The 16,314-nt window shown below is 66.5% G+C and carries 18 protein-coding genes and 1 tRNA gene; 5 read left to right on the forward strand and 14 right to left on the reverse strand.

Translation table 11 applies throughout. The annotated features are described in order from the left end of the window. Positions 1-29: 29 nt before the first annotated feature. The 9 genes from Q3A80_RS28145 to Q3A80_RS28185 form a co-directional block, all read right to left on the reverse strand. Entirely contained in the window at positions 30-1,751 is a 1,722-nt protein-coding gene (locus Q3A80_RS28145) for a flotillin family protein (RefSeq protein WP_446332087.1), read from the reverse strand. Positions 1,752-1,843: 92 nt separating this feature from the next. After that, positions 1,844-2,503 carry an OB-fold-containig protein gene (locus tag Q3A80_RS28150; protein ID WP_446332088.1) on the reverse strand — a complete coding sequence of 220 codons (660 nt, stop codon included), beginning with the start codon at positions 2,501-2,503 and terminating at the stop codon, positions 1,844-1,846. Between the two features lie 33 nt (positions 2,504-2,536). After that, positions 2,537-3,241, reverse strand: coding sequence for a PspA/IM30 family protein (locus tag Q3A80_RS28155; RefSeq protein ID WP_446332089.1), 705 nt, complete (start codon positions 3,239-3,241; stop codon positions 2,537-2,539). 33 nt (positions 3,242-3,274) lie between these two features. Further along, positions 3,275-3,715, reverse strand: a complete 441-nt coding sequence (locus Q3A80_RS28160; RefSeq protein ID WP_446332090.1) for a hypothetical protein — start codon at positions 3,713-3,715, stop codon at positions 3,275-3,277. Between the two features lie 335 nt (positions 3,716-4,050). Beyond that, positions 4,051-4,126: transfer RNA gene (locus Q3A80_RS28165), tRNA-Ala, on the reverse strand. A gap of 66 nt (positions 4,127-4,192) precedes the next feature. Then, a complete protein-coding gene (locus Q3A80_RS28170; RefSeq protein WP_446332091.1) occupies positions 4,193-4,552 on the reverse strand; it encodes a c-type cytochrome in 360 nt (119 codons plus the stop codon). After that, positions 4,549-5,346, reverse strand: a complete 798-nt coding sequence (locus Q3A80_RS28175; protein ID WP_446332092.1) for a BON domain-containing protein — start codon at positions 5,344-5,346, stop codon at positions 4,549-4,551. The genes Q3A80_RS28170 and Q3A80_RS28175 overlap by 4 nt, the downstream gene beginning before the upstream one ends. Positions 5,347-5,363: 17 nt before the next feature. Continuing rightward, entirely contained in the window at positions 5,364-5,948 is a 585-nt protein-coding gene (locus Q3A80_RS28180) for an SIS domain-containing protein (RefSeq protein WP_446332093.1), read from the reverse strand. Positions 5,949-6,075: 127 nt separating this feature from the next. Continuing rightward, on the reverse strand, positions 6,076-6,501 hold the full coding sequence (locus Q3A80_RS28185) for a YraN family protein (RefSeq protein ID WP_446332110.1): 426 nt from the start codon (positions 6,499-6,501) through the stop codon (positions 6,076-6,078). A 46-nt stretch (positions 6,502-6,547) separates the two neighbouring features. Between Q3A80_RS28185 and rsmI the strand changes: the two genes are divergently transcribed. Then, positions 6,548-7,426 carry a 16S rRNA (cytidine(1402)-2'-O)-methyltransferase gene (gene rsmI / locus Q3A80_RS28190; protein WP_446332094.1) on the forward strand — a complete coding sequence of 293 codons (879 nt, stop codon included), beginning with the start codon at positions 6,548-6,550 and terminating at the stop codon, positions 7,424-7,426. A gap of 96 nt (positions 7,427-7,522) precedes the next feature. On the opposite strand, the gene Q3A80_RS28195 is transcribed toward rsmI, so the two are convergent. Next, on the reverse strand, positions 7,523-8,134 hold the full coding sequence (locus Q3A80_RS28195; protein ID WP_446332095.1) for a septal ring lytic transglycosylase RlpA family protein: 612 nt from the start codon (positions 8,132-8,134) through the stop codon (positions 7,523-7,525). 659 nt (positions 8,135-8,793) lie between these two features. Between Q3A80_RS28195 and Q3A80_RS28200 the strand changes: the two genes are divergently transcribed. The 3 genes from Q3A80_RS28200 (at position 8,794) to Q3A80_RS28210 (ending at position 10,644) form a co-directional block, all read left to right on the forward strand. After that, positions 8,794-9,438 (forward strand): MBL fold metallo-hydrolase, encoded by a 645-nt coding sequence (locus Q3A80_RS28200; protein ID WP_446332096.1) that lies wholly within the window; start codon positions 8,794-8,796, stop codon positions 9,436-9,438. Beyond that, positions 9,435-10,094, forward strand: a complete 660-nt coding sequence (locus tag Q3A80_RS28205) for an exonuclease (protein WP_446332097.1) — start codon at positions 9,435-9,437, stop codon at positions 10,092-10,094. The genes Q3A80_RS28200 and Q3A80_RS28205 overlap by 4 nt, the downstream gene beginning before the upstream one ends. Before the next feature lie 79 nt (positions 10,095-10,173). Beyond that, complete coding sequence (locus tag Q3A80_RS28210; protein ID WP_006477376.1) at positions 10,174-10,644, forward strand: Lrp/AsnC family transcriptional regulator; 471 nt, start codon at positions 10,174-10,176, stop codon at positions 10,642-10,644. Positions 10,645-10,675: 31 nt separating this feature from the next. Here the strand turns inward: Q3A80_RS28210 and Q3A80_RS28215 are convergent, their stop codons facing one another. The 3 genes from Q3A80_RS28215 to Q3A80_RS28225 all read right to left on the reverse strand — a co-directional run bounded on the left by Q3A80_RS28215 (position 10,676) and on the right by Q3A80_RS28225 (position 13,378). Next, the gene (locus tag Q3A80_RS28215; protein ID WP_446332098.1) at positions 10,676-11,833 is read right to left on the reverse strand and encodes a cation diffusion facilitator family transporter; all 1,158 of its coding nucleotides are present in this window, start codon (positions 11,831-11,833) and stop codon (positions 10,676-10,678) included. A 237-nt stretch (positions 11,834-12,070) separates the two neighbouring features. After that, entirely contained in the window at positions 12,071-12,364 is a 294-nt protein-coding gene (locus Q3A80_RS28220; protein ID WP_006491875.1) for an H-NS histone family protein, read from the reverse strand. A 354-nt stretch (positions 12,365-12,718) separates the two neighbouring features. After that, positions 12,719-13,378: a HugZ family pyridoxamine 5'-phosphate oxidase gene (locus Q3A80_RS28225; RefSeq protein WP_446332099.1), complete on the reverse strand. Its 660-nt coding sequence runs from the start codon at positions 13,376-13,378 to the stop codon at positions 12,719-12,721. A gap of 261 nt (positions 13,379-13,639) precedes the next feature. Between Q3A80_RS28225 and Q3A80_RS28230 the strand changes: the two genes are divergently transcribed. Next, positions 13,640-14,854, forward strand: a complete 1,215-nt coding sequence (locus Q3A80_RS28230; RefSeq protein ID WP_446332100.1) for an MFS transporter — start codon at positions 13,640-13,642, stop codon at positions 14,852-14,854. Between the two features lie 194 nt (positions 14,855-15,048). Here the strand turns inward: Q3A80_RS28230 and Q3A80_RS28235 are convergent, their stop codons facing one another. Beyond that, positions 15,049-16,191, reverse strand: coding sequence for a branched-chain amino acid ABC transporter substrate-binding protein (locus Q3A80_RS28235; RefSeq protein ID WP_040142930.1), 1,143 nt, complete (start codon positions 16,189-16,191; stop codon positions 15,049-15,051). Between the last annotated feature and the right edge of the window lie 123 nt (positions 16,192-16,314).

Genomic DNA, 16,314 nt, shown 5'->3' on the forward strand with positions numbered 1-16,314 from the left:
GACCGGCCCGGCGGCATCTGCATCGAGGGTTAAGCCGCGCCGCTGCCGGACTCGGGCGGCACGGCCATGTGGACGACGTTCGCTACCGGCGGTGCATCCGGGCGGACACCCGGCACCAACCCTTGCAGCGATCCGCCAGACAGGCCGATCTCCCCAAGCAGCGAATCGATCAGGGGCGCGTGCGCGCGGTAAGACAGCGCGGCCGACATTGCCTGTTCGGCCAAGTTGCCGCCCGTCGCGGCGGCGACCGTACCATCGGTGCTCCCGGAACGATTAAGCCCGTCTACCTGAATGATCTTGATGCCGTCGATCGACTTCATCGGCTCGACGGTCTGCTGAATCACAGCCGGAAGCGCCTGCAGCAGCGCCAGCTTGAACTTGAGGCTGGTCTGGTCGGACGACAGCGCGTTGATCGCGTCGTTGAGCGCGCGCTGCGCCTCGGCCTCCGCGAGCCCCTTCTTGCGCGCCGCTTCCGCCAGTTCCACCATTGCGGCGGCCTGCATCTGCGCAGCGTCGCGCTCGGCCCGCGCCTGCGTCGTGATGTGAACGGCCTGCGTCTCCGCCTCCTGCGCGGCCTCGATCAGCGCGACCTGCTTCGCCCGGTCGGCCTCGGCCGTCCGGCGCGTGGTCTCGACCTGCTGTTCGGCCCGCACGGCATCCGCGAGCGATGCACTCGCTCGCGCCTGCGCCTGCGATTGCGCCTCGGACTTCTCGGCGATCACGATGGCCTTCTCCTGCTGCGCGATCTCCGTTACCTTCGCCTGCTCGATCGCTGCCATCTGCGTGACACGCGCCTGTTCGATTTCCTTTACTCGGACTTCGCGCTCGGCCTCGACCTTGCGCGTGCGCAGTGCCTGCTCACGCTGGATTTCCGATTCCTGGATCTGCCGCTCGGCTACGATCCGGCTCTGCTCGGCCTCCTGGTGACGCTCGGCCTCGAACGCGGCGATGCGCGCATTCTGCTCGGCCGTACGCGTCTTGACCTGTTGCTCCTGCTCCAGCTTCATGAACGCTTCTTGCTGGTCGATTTCGAGCTTCCGGGACAACGCGTCGCGATTTTTTTCGCGCACGGCCACCTCGGTGTCCTGCTCGACTTCGTTGCGCTCCTTGCGGCGACGCTCGGTTTCCTGCGTGAGCTTCGTGAGGCCCTCGGCATCGAACGCGTTGTTCGGATCGAAGTACTCCTTGGACGTCTGGTTGAAGTTGGTCAACGACACGCTCTCCAGTTCGAGACCGTTCTTCGTCAGATCTTCCGCGACGGTATTCTGCACGCCCTGCACAAACTTCTCGCGTGCGTCCTGCAGATCCTGCATCGTCATCTGCGCCGCGGTCGAGCGCAGCGCATCGACGAACTTGTCGTCGACGAGCGCGCGCAGGTTCTCCGGTGCGAGCGTGCGCTGGCCGAGCGTCTGCGCCGCAGTCGACACGCCTTCCTCGGTCGGCTTGACCCGCACGAAGAACGCAACGACGACGTCGACACGCATCCGATCCTTCGTGATGAGGCTGTCCCGTGTCGCCCTGCTCACTTCGAGCTTCAGCGTATTCATGTTGATCGGGATCACCTCGTGAAAGACCGGTAGCACCACCGCGCCGCCGCTCATGATCACCTTCTGTCCGCCGAGGCCGGTACGGACAAAAGCCCGTTCGGCGGACGCGCGCACGTAAAGGCGCGCGAAGATCAGGCCGATCACGCAAAGACCCACCATCACTGCCAATGCGACAGCGCCCCAGTATGAGAGTGCATTCATCATGATGTTTGTTCGACTCCTGTATTACGGATGGTGATAGCAACATGCGCCCTCGCGCCGTCCAGAATGACGACGGCGCGTTGGCGAAGAGCGATTCAGAGCAGTTCGGGCCGCGGGTTTTCGATGGCGTGATAGTGCGAACCAGAAATGCGCGAGACGAGCAGTACCGTCGTACCTTTCGCGAACAATCGCCCGGCCTCGTCCGGCTCGACCCGAACGTAATGCGCCTGGCCGTGTTCGTCGACGAGCCTGGCTTCGGCGGGATTGCCTGCCGATGCTTCGCCGGTCACGATCCGCGCAGTGCGGCCCACGAATTCGACTTCGGACAGCGCAGTGGTTTCGCTCTGCGGGAGAATGAGCGCGACGAGCTTGCCGGTGTGCCGCACAAACGGTAGCGCCGCCAGCGCTGCCAGTCCTGCTGCCAGCGCAGCCGGCATCATGAAGCCGGCTATCGCGTGCAACGCAGCCTGTAATGCGAATCCCACAACCGAAAAGCCGAGCAGAAAGAGGATCAGCAAAATCAGCAGCGGGACGCGGCCCACGTGCAGCCAGCCGAGAAACTGCCCCACGACGCCGGCGTCCGCGCCGCCATCCACGTGGTCGAGACCGAAATGCAGCACGAGCAGCGTGCCCGCATGCTCGGTGAGGCTAAGCCCCAACAGCATCGACAGGCATTCCAGGACCCCGATGGCCCCCATCAGGCCGATTGCGACGATGAACGGCGCGTTGCCCGGCAGCAGCAGTGAAGATGTCATTATCGTTTTGCTCTCAGGTTCACGGACTGGCGCTCAGGACACGTCGCCCGCCATTCCGCCCGGCCGGGACTTCAGGCGTGCGATCCGCTCTTCGATGCGCTGCTCCTTATGCAGAACCTCGAGGCGATGCAACAGCGACGGATCGGCGGACGATGCAGCGGTTCCGAGCCCTGCTACGCTGGTCGCGCCGGCGATTGTCCGGTTGAAGCCATGTTCGAGCTGCTCTGCTCGCGGATCGATCGCCGCCCCATTGTCCGGCTGGGGCTCGCCCGTGGCAGGGCCGGTGCAGGCTGCGCGAGCCGCGATCAATTCGCGAAGACCCACTTCCATCTCACCGCGCTTGGCACGTAGCCCCAGCAGTTCGGACTCGGCGACCTGCGCACGCTCGCTCGCATCGTGAAGCGATTGCTGAAGCACGCCGAGTTGATCCTCCAGTTCGATCTGGCGCTCCGCACCCGCACGCAGCGCTTCATCGTCGCTCCGCGCGAGTGCGGTGCCCAAAAGGTCGTTCAGCCGTTCTATTTCGTTGTTGATGCGCGCAATCGCTTTCGCTGCCTGGTAGCGCGCGGCTTCGTGCCGCCCGAGCGCCACGCGCGCCTGACCGATCACGTCGTCGAACTCGCGCAGATACTGCTCGAGGATCGCCTGGGGCATGCGGGTTTCCAGCGAACCGATCAGCGCATGCACATTGGCCGTCAACAGCCTTTTGACCCGGGTACCGAAATGTTCTGTCGTCACGACTTGTCACTCCTTGTGGTTCGAACAGGCGGCTCAGCCCGCTGCCGGTGAAGGCTGAATGAGATTCGCCAGTTCCTTGACTTCGCGCACGTACGGATCGAGAACGGCGCGATGATACGCGGGAGGATTGCCGGTCACGGCCAGGCGTAACAAACCGAGCAACATCCGCATGCTTTTTGCGGTCAATCGCGCTTCCAGCTCGCCTGCGGCTTCGGCGATCGCCCGGCCCGGGGGCGCCGCCGTCACGAGGCTCGCCATCAGGTCCGGCAACTGCGCCGCGAGCAGCGTAACGAGTTCGGAATGGTGATGCGTCTCGTGTTCATACGCTTCGACCGCGTCGAGGACGGGCCGTACCTGCTCCCTGAACAGCGCAGCGCACCTGGCGAAGTCGTGGGCGCCCTTGATACGGCGGCGTGCGTCCGCGATCAGCGCACGGATCTTGTCGCTCGGACTCGTCGCGTCCGGCAGCTGCAATTCGACGAGCCACGCGAGATCCTCCTCGGGGATTCTTACCGATACGGTTTGCATGATATGCAACCTCTTCGAGTCAATTGATCAAAGCATAGTGCGATCGTATGCGAATGTACACGTTTGTATTTTTGAGATTGGGCAATCGACTGCGCGGCGGACCGGAAGAGCGCGAGTACGCGTTACCGGCAGTGTCGACGGGGCGGGCGCGGCCGGAGCACCGATGGTTCCGGACGGCAATGAAAAGGAGACGGACAGAATACGTGTCGAAATGCAAAAAACCCCGTGGAGCAGCGCTCCGCGGGGTTTTTTTGAAAAGCATCGGGATACCGGAATTCCGTTGGTGGAGCGGAGGAGGATCGAACTCCCGACCTTCGCATTGCGAACGCGACGCTCTCCCAGCTGAGCTACCGCCCCAACAGTCGTCCATCATACACAGGCATTTCCGCGCTTGGCAATAGGGGTTCCGTCACCCGTCGCACGTCACTTCGACGGCGCGCCGGCGAGCACCCATTCGACCACGGAGCGCAGATCCGCGTCGCTCATCCGCGGGTGCGCGGGCATCGGAATCGCACCCCACACGCCGGAGCCGCCTTCCTTCACCTTCTTCGACAGCTTCGCGACCGCCTGCGGGTCGGACTTGTAGCGCGCGGCGATGTCCTTGAACGACGGGCCGACGAGCTTGCGGTCCACCGCGTGGCAGCCCATGCACGCGTTGCTGCGCGCGACCTTCAGGCCGTCGCCGACGTCCGCGTGCGCCGTGCCGAGCGCACCGCCCGCGAGCGCCGCGGCCGCGGCGGCCTGCACCATCCATTGCGTGATCTTCATCTGCGTCGGCTTCATTGCGGCGTCGCCTTCGGATTGCCCGGGTGCACGTTCGACGAATTCGAGATCGGCGCGGGCGGTTGCAGCGGCGTCGACTGGACCGACGCATCGGGCACGGCGCCGACCGTCGCGGCATCCGCGGGCGCCGCGGCGGCCTGCGCGCCGGACGCGCTGCCCGGCGATGCGGCCTGCAGCGCTTGCGCGTCCTGCGGCTGGATGTACTGGAACACCTTCACGACTTTCTCGACGCCCGGCACCTGGCTCGCGGCATCCGCGCCGCGATTGCCTTCGTCGACGGTCACGAGGCCCATCAGGTAGATGTTGCCGCGCTCGCTGACGACCTTGTAGTAGTTCGCCGACAGCCCCTTCGTCGCGATGAACTCGGACTTCACGCGCCCTTCGAGATACGAGTCGTTCGCGCGCGACGACAGCGACGACGCCGGCTCGACCGACAGCTCGTTGACGATCCCGTTCACGTTGTTGATGCCGCGCACGATTTCCTCGGCGCGCTGCTTCGATGCGTCGTTCGGCACTTCGCCCGTCAGCAGCACGCGGCGGTTGAACACGGTCACGTTCACGTGCGACTGGTCCGGCAGCCCGTTGTTGATCTGCGTGAGCGACTTCACCTGGATCTCGCGATCCTCGGTCTGCGCGCCCAGCGTGCGGCGATCGGTCGCGATCAGCGCGCCGCCGCCGGCCGCCGCACCGAGCACGCCGAGCACGCAGCCCTGCAGCGACATCGCGAGGCCCGCCGTCAGCGCGGCGAGCAACGTGGTTCTGACGAGCGTCTGTTTGACGCGGCTTTGATTCATCGACGGCTCTCCTTCGTTCAATCCTCACCCAGCAGCATCGCGTCGATGCCGTCGCACAGGCAGTGGATGGTCAGCAGATGGACTTCGTGGACGCGCGCCGCGCGCGAGGCGGGCACGCTGATCGGAATATCGGTGTCGGACAACGCGGCAGCAACGGCGTGACCGTCGCCGCCCGTCAGCGCGACGACGGTCATCTCGCGCTCGTGCGCTTCGCCGATCGCGGCCAGCACGCGCGGCGACGCGCCGCTCGCATCGAGCACCAGCAGGATGTCGCCGGTCTGCCCGAGTACGCGCACCTGCTGCGCGAACAGCTGGTCGGCGGCGGACGCGCCGGTGAGGCCGCCCTGCGACGCATCGGTGGCCAGCGCGATCGCGGGCAGGCCCGGGCGCTCGCGCTCGAAGCCGCCGACGAGCGACACGGCGAGGTAGTGCGCGGCGGCGGCCGACGGGCCGTCACCGCACGCGACGATCTTGTTGCCGTTCGCCAGCGCGGCGAACATCGCGTCGACCGCGGCTGCGATCGGCAGCGACAGCGCATCGGCCGCTTCGGCGTGAAGCGCGGCACTGTCGCGGAAATGTTGCTGAATACGTTCGACTGACATCGATTCCTGGTGAACTGGGCGCGTGGGCACCCCGCGCGCAACGTCATGGGTGCGGCGAGTTTACCGTACTCCGGCGCGCTGTCCGGGGGTATGGGAAGAACTCTTTACATCTCGTCACAGCTCGCGGCTACGCGTCGTCGGCACGAAACGCATCGCACAGCCATTCGAGCCGGCCGGCCTCGAACGCGACGACGTCGAAACGGCACGCGGCGCCCGCGCCGTGCCGCGCCCAGAAATGCAGCGCGGCCGCGACCACGCGCCGGCGCTTGCGCCAGCCGACGCTCGCGGCCGCGCCGCCGTGCCGCGTGCTGCGCCGCGCGCGGACCTCGACGAACACGAGCGTGCCGTCGGGCGCGCGCATCACGAGATCGAGCTCGCCGCCGCGCATCGTCACATTCGCCGCGACGAACGCGAGCCCGCGGCGCTCCAGGAACTGCCGCGCGCGCTGTTCGAACGTCGCGCCCACCGATCTGGATCGCGCGGTGCCGGAAAAGTTGCCGCCGCGCGCCAAACCCCGCCCGCCGCCGGGCGCGGTCGCCGCCGCGTGGCACAATGCCGTCCTTGTTCCGCCTGCGCCGCCCTTGCGCGCATTGCCTGCCATGACTGCCCTCCTCGAACTCGCGCAAACGCAGCACTACCCGGACGCCGCGCTCTACGTGGTCGCGACGCCGATCGGCAACACCGCCGACATCACGCTGCGCGCGCTGCACGTGCTCGGCCTCGCCGACCGCATCGCGGCCGAAGACACCCGCAACACGGGCCAGCTGCTGGCCCGCTACGGGATCTCGAAACCGCTCGTCGCCGTGCACGAGCACAACGAACGCGAAGCCGCGCTGCGCGTGATCGAGCTGCTGCGCGCCGGCGAACGCGTCGCATACGTGTCGGACGCCGGCACGCCGGGGATTTCGGACCCGGGCGCACGGCTCGTCGACGCGGTGCGCGCGGCCGGCTTCGCGGTGGTGCCGCTGCCGGGCGCGAGCGCAGCGGTCACCGCGCTGAGCGTGGCCGGCGACTGGGTCGGCGCGTTCACGTTCGCGGGCTTCCTGCCGCCGAAGGCGAAGCAGCGCGCGAGCGCGCTGCAGGCGCTCGTGCAGCACCCGTACGCGCTGGTGTTCTACGAAGCGCCGCACCGGATCGCCGAAACCGTCACCGCACTGGCCGACGCATTCGGCCCCGCGCGCCGGCTGCTGATCGCGCGCGAGCTCACCAAACTACACGAGCAGCTGTTCCAGGGCACCCTGGCCGAAGGACAGACCTGGCTCGACGGCGACGCGAACCGGCAGCGCGGCGAATTCGTGCTGGTGGTCGAAGGCGCGCCGGCCGACAGCGGCGAAGCCGACGACACCGCGCACGACGCGCTGCTCAAGCTGCTGCTGGAAGAAGTGCCGGTGAAGAGCGCGGCGAAGCTCGCGGCCGCGCTGACGGGCGCGTCGCGCAACGCGCTGTATGCGCGCGCGCTCGCGCTGAAGGAAGGCTGACGGGCGAGTCCGGGCGGCACCGCCGCCCGGCGAGCGGAAACGAAAAAGGGCTGCCCGAAGGCAGCCCTTTTGCATCGTGCGGAACGAACCGCCGCGTTACTTCGACGACAGCGACGCGAACATCTCGTCGCGGGCCTCGCGCGCTTCCTGCGGCGACAGCCCTTCGATCTTCACGCGGCCGGTGCCGGCATGCACGAGGCCGATCATCTTCGCGGCCGCATACGACAGGTCGAGCACGCGGCCGCGCTTGTACGGCCCGCGATCGTTGACCTTCACGACGACCCACTTGCCGGTCGACGCATTCGTCACCTTGATGTACGACGACAGCGGCAGCGTGCGGTGCGCGGCGGTCAGCGCGTTCATGTTGAAGCGCTCGCCGTTGGCGGTGCGGCGGCCGTGGAAGCCCTTGCCGTACCACGACGCCCGGCCGGTCTGGCGGAAGTCGGATACATCCGAGCCTTCGATCGGCTCGGCATCCGCGAGCGACGCCTTGTTCGCGTCCTTGCTGTCGGCAGCCGGCATCGATGCCAGCGCGGAATCGAAAGTCAGTTGCTGCTTGTCGTCGTCCGCTTTCGCGGCAGCGGCCGTCTTGTTGACCGCGCTCTTCTGTCCGATGCTGCCGGTGGTCTGGCTGGATGGCACCGCACAGCCCGTGAGCGCAAAAAATAATGCAATGGTCCCGAATCGAGTCGGAAATCGAAAATTCATCGACGTGTCGCCTTCTGGTTCGGGCCGCACCGATACAACGCTGCTGAACAACGCAGATACGCGGCCCGGACGGCAAATGCGTGCACGCCCCGCTCGGATGCGAGCAGGCGGCTAGCATGGGCGCGGCTTTCGTTTCTGCCGCAACCGTCCTGATTAGTTTTCACGTCTGGCGCAACCTGTCCCCGGCAGCCTGACCAGACCCCACATGCCGCCATCGAACATGGCTCTCACGTTCGCGCGCGTCGCGTACAGCCAACGCACAGGAACGGCGGCACAGGCCTCATCCGGCGGCGCGGCAGCAAGGCCGCAGGCGGGCGCGCAGCACCCGGCCGGACAAGACGTGAGCACCGAACGCTCGGTGCTGGATACACCGCCGGACTCCCCGGCGGCCGATGCTTGACGGTGTTTTCGATGCCCCTCCTTTAACGGGGCCGAAACACCAGCGAATTGCGTGAAATTCACGCGCAATGGGCGGCATTATACATAAATCAAAACGTTGTCTCGAAAAGGGGCCGCGGCGGACCATTGATTCTCTCTATGGCGGTAACAATCGGGATGCTCCGGGATTGCCCGCAGACGCCCGCCGCGCACTGCATCGCAAGGGCGGCAGCGCGTGCGCGCGACCGGTACAATCGATCCTTTTAGCCGCCGGTGCTTCCATGAAAGTCACGCTCATCCCGGTCACGCCGTTCCAGCAGAACTGCTCGCTGCTCGTCTGCGAAAAGACCGGCCGCGCCGCCGTCGTCGATCCGGGCGGCGACATCGAACGGATCGAACAGGAAATCGCGCGGCAGAACGTGCAGGTCGACAAGGTGCTGCTCACGCACGGCCACGTCGATCACTGCGCGGGCGCGAAGGCGCTCGCGACGCACTACGGCGTGCCGATCGTCGGGCCGCAGGAAGACGAGCGTTTCTGGATCGAGCAGCTGCCGATGCAGAGCCAGCGCTTCGGCTTTCCGGCCGCCGAGACGTTCGAGCCGGACCACTGGCTGAACGACGGCGACACCGTGCGGTTCGGCGACGAGACGCTGGAGGTCTACCACTGCCCGGGCCATACGCCCGGCCACGTGGTGTTCTTCAGCCGCGCGCACCGCGTCGCGATCGTCGGCGACGTGCTGTTCGCCGGCTCGATCGGCCGCACCGATTTCCCGCGCGGCAACCACGCGGACCTCGTGCGTTCGATCAAGGAGAAGCTGTGGCCGCTCGGCGACGACGTCACGTTCGTGCCCGGCCACGGCCCGGTGTCGACCTTCGGCGACGAGCGCCGCACGAACCCGTTCGTGTCGGACAAGGTGTTCGGATGAACCAGACCGCGATCCCCGAAATCTACGTCAGCACCGACGTCGAGGCCGACGGCCCGATTCCCGGCCCGCACTCGATGCTGAGCTTCGCGTCGGCCGCCTATACCGAGGACAAGCAGCTGATCGCGACGTTCTCGGCGAACCTCGAAACGCTGCCCGGCGCCAGCGCCCATCCGGTGCAGGAAGCGTGGTGGAAGACGGAACCGGACGCTTGGGCCGCGTGCCGGCGCGACCTGCAGGCGCCCGACGCGGCGCTCGTCGCGTACGTCGAGTGGGTCGAGGCGCTGCCCGGCAAGCCGGTGTTCGTCGCGATGCCGGCCGGCTTCGATTTCACGTTCATGTTCTGGTACATGATGCGCTTCGCGGGCCGCTGCCCGTTCTCGTGGTCGGCGCTCGACATCAAGACGCTCGCGTTCGCGATGACGGGCCTGCCGTACCGCAAGGCGATCAAGCCGCGCTTTCCGAAGCACTGGTTCGACGATCATCCGCACACGCACGTCGCGCTCGACGATGCGATCGAGCAAGGCGCGCTGTTCTGCAACATGCTCGCCGACCTGCGCCGTCAGCAGGCGGCGCTCGCGGGCCTCGCGGTATCCGACACCGACCGGTCCGAACAGGCGGGCGCGGGACAAAACCCCACGGATCCGCGCGCAAATTAGCGAATCTCGCTCACCGGCACGCTGCCAGATTGCCTTTCCTTTCGCGGCCCTCTAACATTCAGCGTGTTGTAGCTGCCGCATGGAGGCGCAGGTGACGCTCGATTCCTTTTCGCAAAAAATCCTTCGCCTGTTGCAGCTCGACGCGCGCCGTTCCGTGCAGGAAATCTCCGACCAGGTCGGGCTGTCGAGCACGCCGTGCTGGCGGCGCATCAAGGACATGGAACAGTCCGGCGTGATCCAGCGCTACACCGCGCTGCTCGATCGCGAGAAGCTCGGCCTGCACGTGTGCGCGCTCGCGCACGTGCACCTGACCCGTCACAACGAAGGCGGGGTCGAGCAGTTCGAACGCGAGATCGCGACCTGCCCGGAAGTCACCGAGTGCTACAGCACGACCGGCGAAGCCGATTACATCCTCAAGATCGTCGCGCCCGACATCAAGGCCTACGACGTGTTCCTGCACGAACGGATCTTCAAGATCCCGGCCGTGTCGCAGGTGCGCACGAGCGTCGTGCTGCGCGAAATCAAGTTCGACACGCAACTGCCGCTGTAGCGCACGCGCCGCGTTCGCCCGCCGCGCGTGCTCACGCCTGCGCGGGCAGCCCGCGCGTGAAACCGATCCGGCGCGCGCCAAACTGGCGCTTCAGCGTGTCGACATCGAGCCGGCTGGCCAGCGCCGCGTCGCTGTCGCCTGCGCCGGCGTCGAGCGTCACGTCGATCTCGAGCCCCGTGCTCAGGTAATGCAGGTTGATCGCGGCCGGATGCAGTCCGCGCTGCGCGAGCGCGGCCTCGAGCCGCGCCGCGATCTCGTCGCGCGGCGGCAGCGCGAGCGCCGGACGGCGCGCGGCGTCGTTCTCCGGGTCGACGTGGATCAGCGCGTCGAGCACGCGCGGATCGTCCAGCACGCGCGCACGCGCGGTTTCCGCGATGTAGTGCCCTTCGGATACCGAGATCATCGGATCGACGAGGATGTGCGCGTCGACGAGCGCCGCATCGCCCATCTTGCGCGTGCGCAGGTCGTGCACGTCGCGCACGCCCGGCGTCGCGGCGAGCAGCGCGCGGATTTCGGCGGACGCGGTGGCGTCGAGCGCGCGATCCGACAGGTCCTGCAGCGCGTCATAGCCGAACGTCCAGCCCATGCGCGCGACCATGAAGCCGACGATCGCGGCGGCGATCGGATCGAGCAGCCGCACGCCGGCCAGGCTGCCGACGATGCCGATCGCGACGACGAGCGACGACGCGGCGTCCGAGCGCGCATGCCACGCATTCGCGACGAGCATCGCCGAACGCACGCGCCGCGCCTCGCGCAGCATGTAGCGGAACAGCCCCTCTTTCGACACGAGCACGGTCAGCGCGACGATCAACGCGGAGAAATGGACGGCCGGAATGTTTTCGAGATTGACGAGCCGGTCGCCGGCGCGCCAGAGCATGCCGATGCCGACCGCGATCAGGATTGCGCCGAGAAACAGCGACGCGACCGTCTCGTAGCGGCTGTGTCCGTAATTGTGATCGGCATCGGGCGATGCACCACTATGGCGATTGGCAACCAGTACGACAAAATCCGAGATCAAATCGGAAATCGAATGGACGCCATCGGCAATCAATGCCTGCGAATGCGCAACCACGCCGACGGCGATCTGAAACGTCGCCAGCACGACATTCAGCACGATACTGACGAGCGTGCTCTTGCGTGCGACCGCGTGCTTATCCGCGCTTTGCGCGTCGGCAGAGAACGTGGACATGAAATACGAGATATCGGTTGGGATACGGAATTCTATCAAACGCGGCCCGCCGGGCATTCCGATAACCCAAAATTTTCCATTTAAATCAACCGCTTATGCGAACGGGTCGCATTTTCATTCACGCACCGATTCTGACATTTCCATGACAACGCGCATACATTCCGTTACCACAATGCAAAAAGCCGCGTTCCTGCATGGATACGCGGCTCTTTTTGAGGCAACGACTTAAACGATCGTTTAAATCGCAAACTGTTCGCGGTTCTTGCCGGCGATCCAGCGCGGCGGCTTGCCACGGCCGGACCACGTCGCGCCCGTTTCCGGATCGCGGTACTTGGCGGCCACGCCTGCGCGCGGGCGACCGACCTTGCCTGCCTTCGCGCGGCTGAGGCCGAGTTCGGCGAGCGAAAAGCCGTAGTCGGCAATTTTCTGCTTCACGTCATTCAGCACTTCGGCGTATTCGCGCGACTTCGCTTCTTCGATTTGCTTCTCCAGCTTCTCCCGCTGGGCCAGCAGGTCCTTGTAAGAAGACATAGTTTCCCTTTCGATATGATCAATGGCACCGGTCTACAGCCAGCTCGCCATTCATGAAATATTTGTGCCTCGGATTTTCGAAGGCAGAGATTAGCACAAAAAAGATTTGATAGAAGCCGGGATTCATGAAAATCCCGAGACCAATTGTAATTCACGCATGTCATTTTGACCGGCCACGGCCTTTTCTCAAATTTTTACGCGGTTGCATAGAGATTAGGACATTACCGATCCGGTATTCGGTCTATCAACATACGCAATTACCCTGCATCCGGAAAATCGAAGCTTTCATCCCGCGACAAGTTCGGGAAAATCACGCGGCCATATCGCGCTAAACACGCGATGGCCGCCGCGACGTCACGCCACATCCCGCGCAGATGCCATCAATCGCTCGCGCAGCGCGCCGATGTCGCCCGCCACAGCGCCGAACGGCGTGCGCACGCGGCGGCCGTCGCAGCGCCAGTCGGCGCCGTGGCGGTCGACGCCGAGCAGTTCGAGCCCGTCGCGGCGCGCATCGCTCGCGTCATACGCCGCCCACAACGCCTGTTCGTCGTCGAACCCGAGCGGCGGCAGCGCATCGAGCGCCGTGCCGTCGACCCAGCCCATCCGGCCGAACCCGCCGATATAGCGCAGCCGCTCGACGTCGAGCGCCCAGAACGCGAAATCGCCGAGCGCGAGATAGCGCGCGGCATCCGGCTCGTAGCGCGTATAGCGGGCGGCGACATGCGGATCGTCGCCGAGCGGCACGAAGCGGCCGAGCAGCGTCGCGCGCTCGGCATTCAGCACGTCGCCGTCCGGCGCATCGACGACGAGGAAGCCCGCGCGCGGATCGGCGGCGAGGTTGCGCGTGTGTTCGGCGAGGCCGCTCACGAGGATCACCGGCCGATGCGCCGCATCGGGGGCGAACGGCACGACCGTCGGATACGGAAAGCCTTGCGGGTCGCGCGCATGCGTCGCGAGCGTGCCGAGCGCGCAGCGGTGCAGCAGATGCAGCGGAAGGTCGGGATCGATGTTCAAGGTCACTCCTGCGGTCGTGTCGGCGGCGGCGCAAGCGCGCCCTGCAGAGGTTTCGGGCATGCCGCCTGCGCATCGATGTTACTCGCGGCAGCGGTACGCTGGGCACTGGCCGGATGGCCGATGCGGGCCGCGCACGCGCGATCCGCCGCGCAGGGTCGGCCGGACGGCCAGCGCGCCGGCAAGACCGTAAGCGGTTCGATAGAATCGGACGAATCCGACGGGCGCGGCGCGCCCCGCGCATTTTTCATTGAAGAGCCTTCCGTGTCCGAATCCTCGTCCCGATCCTCGCCCGACTTCACGGCAGCGCCCGACGCGCATCGCGTGCTTGCGCTGCCGGTCCGCCAGCGCGCCCGCACGGCCACGATGGCGCTGTTCTTCGTCGCCGGCATGATGTACGCGTCGTGGGGCGTGCACGTGCCCACCGTGCGCGACAAGTTCGCGCTGAGCCCCGGGCTGCTGTCGATCGCGCTGTTCGCGGTCGCGGGCGGCTCGATCGCCGCGATGCTGACGATCGCGCGCTGGATCGCGCGGGTCGGCTCGCGCACCGCGTGCCTCGCCGGCGGGCTCGTGATGTCCGCGTGCGCGGCGCTGATCCTCGTCGTGCCCGACTACTGGATGCTGCTCGTCGTGCTCGCGCTGTTCGGCTTCTCGATGGCGACGCTCGACGTCGCGATGAACGCCGAAGCAAGCGCGGTCGAGCTCGCGCTCGGCAAGCCGATCATGTCGTCGCTGCACGGGATGTTCAGCATCGGCGGGATGTCGGGCGCGGCCGCCGGCGGCGCGCTGCTGTCGGCCGGCATGGCGCCGGCCGTGCATCTCGCGCTCGCGGCCGCGCTCAACGCGGCCGTGCTGCTGGCCGCGAGCCCGGCCGTGCTGCCGCACGTCCCGCACCACGAGCACGCGCACGGCGGCGGCAATCGCTGGCGCTCGGCCGCGCTGTGGATGCTCGGCGGCATCGCGCTGGTCGCGTTGATCGCCGAAGGCGCGATGTACGACTGGGCGACGGTCTACATGCGCGACGTCGTCGCGGCGAGCCCCGCGCTCGCGAGCGCCGCGTATGCGGCGTTCTCCGGCGGCATGGCGATCGCGCGCTTCGCGGGCGACGCTGTGCGCGCCCGCTTCGGCGCGCCGCAGCTCGTGTTCGCGAGCGCGTCGCTTGCCTGCGCCGGGATGGTCGGCGCGCTGCTGTTGCCGAATGCGATCGCCGTGCTCACGGGTTTCACGCTGATGGGCCTCGGCCTCGCGAACATGATGCCCGTGCTGTTCGCCGCCGCCGCGCGCGTGAAGGGCATTCATGCGGCCGAAGGCCTCGCGCACGTGGCCGGGCTCGCGTATTTCGGACTGCTGTTCGGTCCGGTCGTGATCGGCGGCGTCGCGCAAACCGCGAACCTGACGGTCGGGCTGTCGGTCGTCGCGCTGTGCGCGGCGCTCGTCGCGGCCGTCGCGCCGAAGGTGCTCGCGCATCTGAAGATCTGACGGGGCGGCGGCGCACGCCGCGCGGTGCCGCCCCGCGCGCCTGTCGGCCGTCGCGCCGAAGCTACTCGCGCATCTGAAGATCCGACCGCGCGGCGGCGCGCGCCGTCCGCTGCCGCGTCGCGTCGCGCAAAAAGAAAGGCGCGCCCGCGTTGCCGCGGGCGCGCCTTCACCCCTTCTGTCGACCGCTTGTCAGCTTACATCTTCACTTCGTCGAGCAGCGTCTTCTTGCCGCTCTTGTAGTTGTACAGCGAAATCACGCCGTGCTGCAGGTCGCCCTTCGAGTCGAAGGTCGTCGTGCCGATCACGCCCGTGTACTTCGTCGCCGGCATCGCCGCGAGGATCTTCGCCGGGTCCGTCGAGTTCGCGCGCTTCATCGCGTCGGCGATGATGTACACGGCGTCATACGTGAACGGTGCGTAGATCTGGATCGGCTGGCCGAAGCGCTTCTCGTACTTCGCCTTGAACGCTGCGCCGCCCGGCATCTTCTCGAGCGAAGCACCGGCTTCCGAGCACACGATGTTGTCGGTCGCGTCGCCGGCCAGGTCGGCCAGCTTCTCCGTGCACACGCCGTCGCCCGCGAAGATCTTCGCGCGCAGGCCGAGCTGCTTCGCCTGTTTCGCGAACGGGCCACCTGTGGCGTCCATGCCGCCGTACATGATCGCGTCCGGGTTTTCACCCTTGATCTTGGTCAGAATCGCGCGGAAGTCGACCGCCTTGTCGTTGGTCGCGTCGTGCGACATCACCTTCAGGCCGAGCGCCTTCGCCTTCTTCTCGAACTCGTTCGCGAGACCCTGGCCGTAAGCGGTCGAGTCGTCGACCACCGCGACGCTCTTGATGCCCTTCGAATGCGCGTAGTCGGCGAGTGCCGGACCCTGCTGCGCATCGGTCGCGACCACGCGATACGTGGTCTTGAAGCCTTGCTGCGTGTAAGCCGGGTTGGTCGCCGACGGCGAGATCTGCACGATGCCCGCATCGCTGTAGATCTTCGATGCCGGGATCGACGTGCCCGAGTTCAGGTGGCCGACCACCGCGACGACCTTGTCGTCGACGAGCTTCTGCGCGACCTGCGTCGCCTGGCGCGGGTCGGCCGCGTCATCCTGCGGGTCCAGTTGCAGCGTGATTTTCTGGCCGCCGATCGTGAGACCCTTGGCGTTGATCTCCTCGACTGCGAGACGTGCACCGTTTTCGTTGTCCTTGCCCAGGTGTGCAATGCCGCCCGTCAACGGCGCGACGTGGCCGATCTTGACGACTTGATCGGCGGACGCGTTGCTTGCAGCTGCAGCACACAGCATCGCTGCGGCGGTGATCGGCAACAGCTTTTGCATCTTGATATTCATGTAAGTCTCCAGTTTCGGTCCCAATAAACGCCATCGCCCGGTGCCCCGCTGCCATCCCTGTGTTTGCATTCACTGGACGATTCGCCGGTTGCATCGTTCATGCACTTGGCCTCAAGCACGTGG

Source organism: Burkholderia sp. SR8, from assembly GCF_052851275.1.

Excerpts from the sequence above, each read along its gene's own strand:
- Q3A80_RS28205 (WP_446332097.1), top strand. The coding sequence starts at position 9,435 with ATGAACCAGACCGCGATCCCCGAAATCTACGTCAGCACCGACGTCGAG.
- rsmI (WP_446332094.1), top strand. The coding sequence starts at position 6,548 with ATGACTGCCCTCCTCGAACTCGCGCAAACGCAGCACTACCCGGACGCC.
- Q3A80_RS28195 (WP_446332095.1), bottom strand. The coding sequence starts at position 8,134 with ATGAATTTTCGATTTCCGACTCGATTCGGGACCATTGCATTATTTTTT.
- Q3A80_RS28220 (WP_006491875.1), bottom strand. The coding sequence starts at position 12,364 with ATGTCTTCTTACAAGGACCTGCTGGCCCAGCGGGAGAAGCTGGAGAAG.
- Q3A80_RS28210 (WP_006477376.1), top strand. The coding sequence starts at position 10,174 with ATGGAGGCGCAGGTGACGCTCGATTCCTTTTCGCAAAAAATCCTTCGC.
- Q3A80_RS28235 (WP_040142930.1), bottom strand. The coding sequence starts at position 16,191 with ATGAATATCAAGATGCAAAAGCTGTTGCCGATCACCGCCGCAGCGATG.
- Q3A80_RS28145 (WP_446332087.1), bottom strand. The coding sequence starts at position 1,751 with ATGATGAATGCACTCTCATACTGGGGCGCTGTCGCATTGGCAGTGATG.
- Q3A80_RS28215 (WP_446332098.1), bottom strand. The coding sequence starts at position 11,833 with ATGTCCACGTTCTCTGCCGACGCGCAAAGCGCGGATAAGCACGCGGTC.
- Q3A80_RS28150 (WP_446332088.1), bottom strand. The coding sequence starts at position 2,503 with ATGACATCTTCACTGCTGCTGCCGGGCAACGCGCCGTTCATCGTCGCA.
- Q3A80_RS28200 (WP_446332096.1), top strand. The coding sequence starts at position 8,794 with ATGAAAGTCACGCTCATCCCGGTCACGCCGTTCCAGCAGAACTGCTCG.
- Q3A80_RS28170 (WP_446332091.1), bottom strand. The coding sequence starts at position 4,552 with ATGAAGCCGACGCAGATGAAGATCACGCAATGGATGGTGCAGGCCGCC.
- Q3A80_RS28175 (WP_446332092.1), bottom strand. The coding sequence starts at position 5,346 with ATGAATCAAAGCCGCGTCAAACAGACGCTCGTCAGAACCACGTTGCTC.
- Q3A80_RS28180 (WP_446332093.1), bottom strand. The coding sequence starts at position 5,948 with ATGTCAGTCGAACGTATTCAGCAACATTTCCGCGACAGTGCCGCGCTT.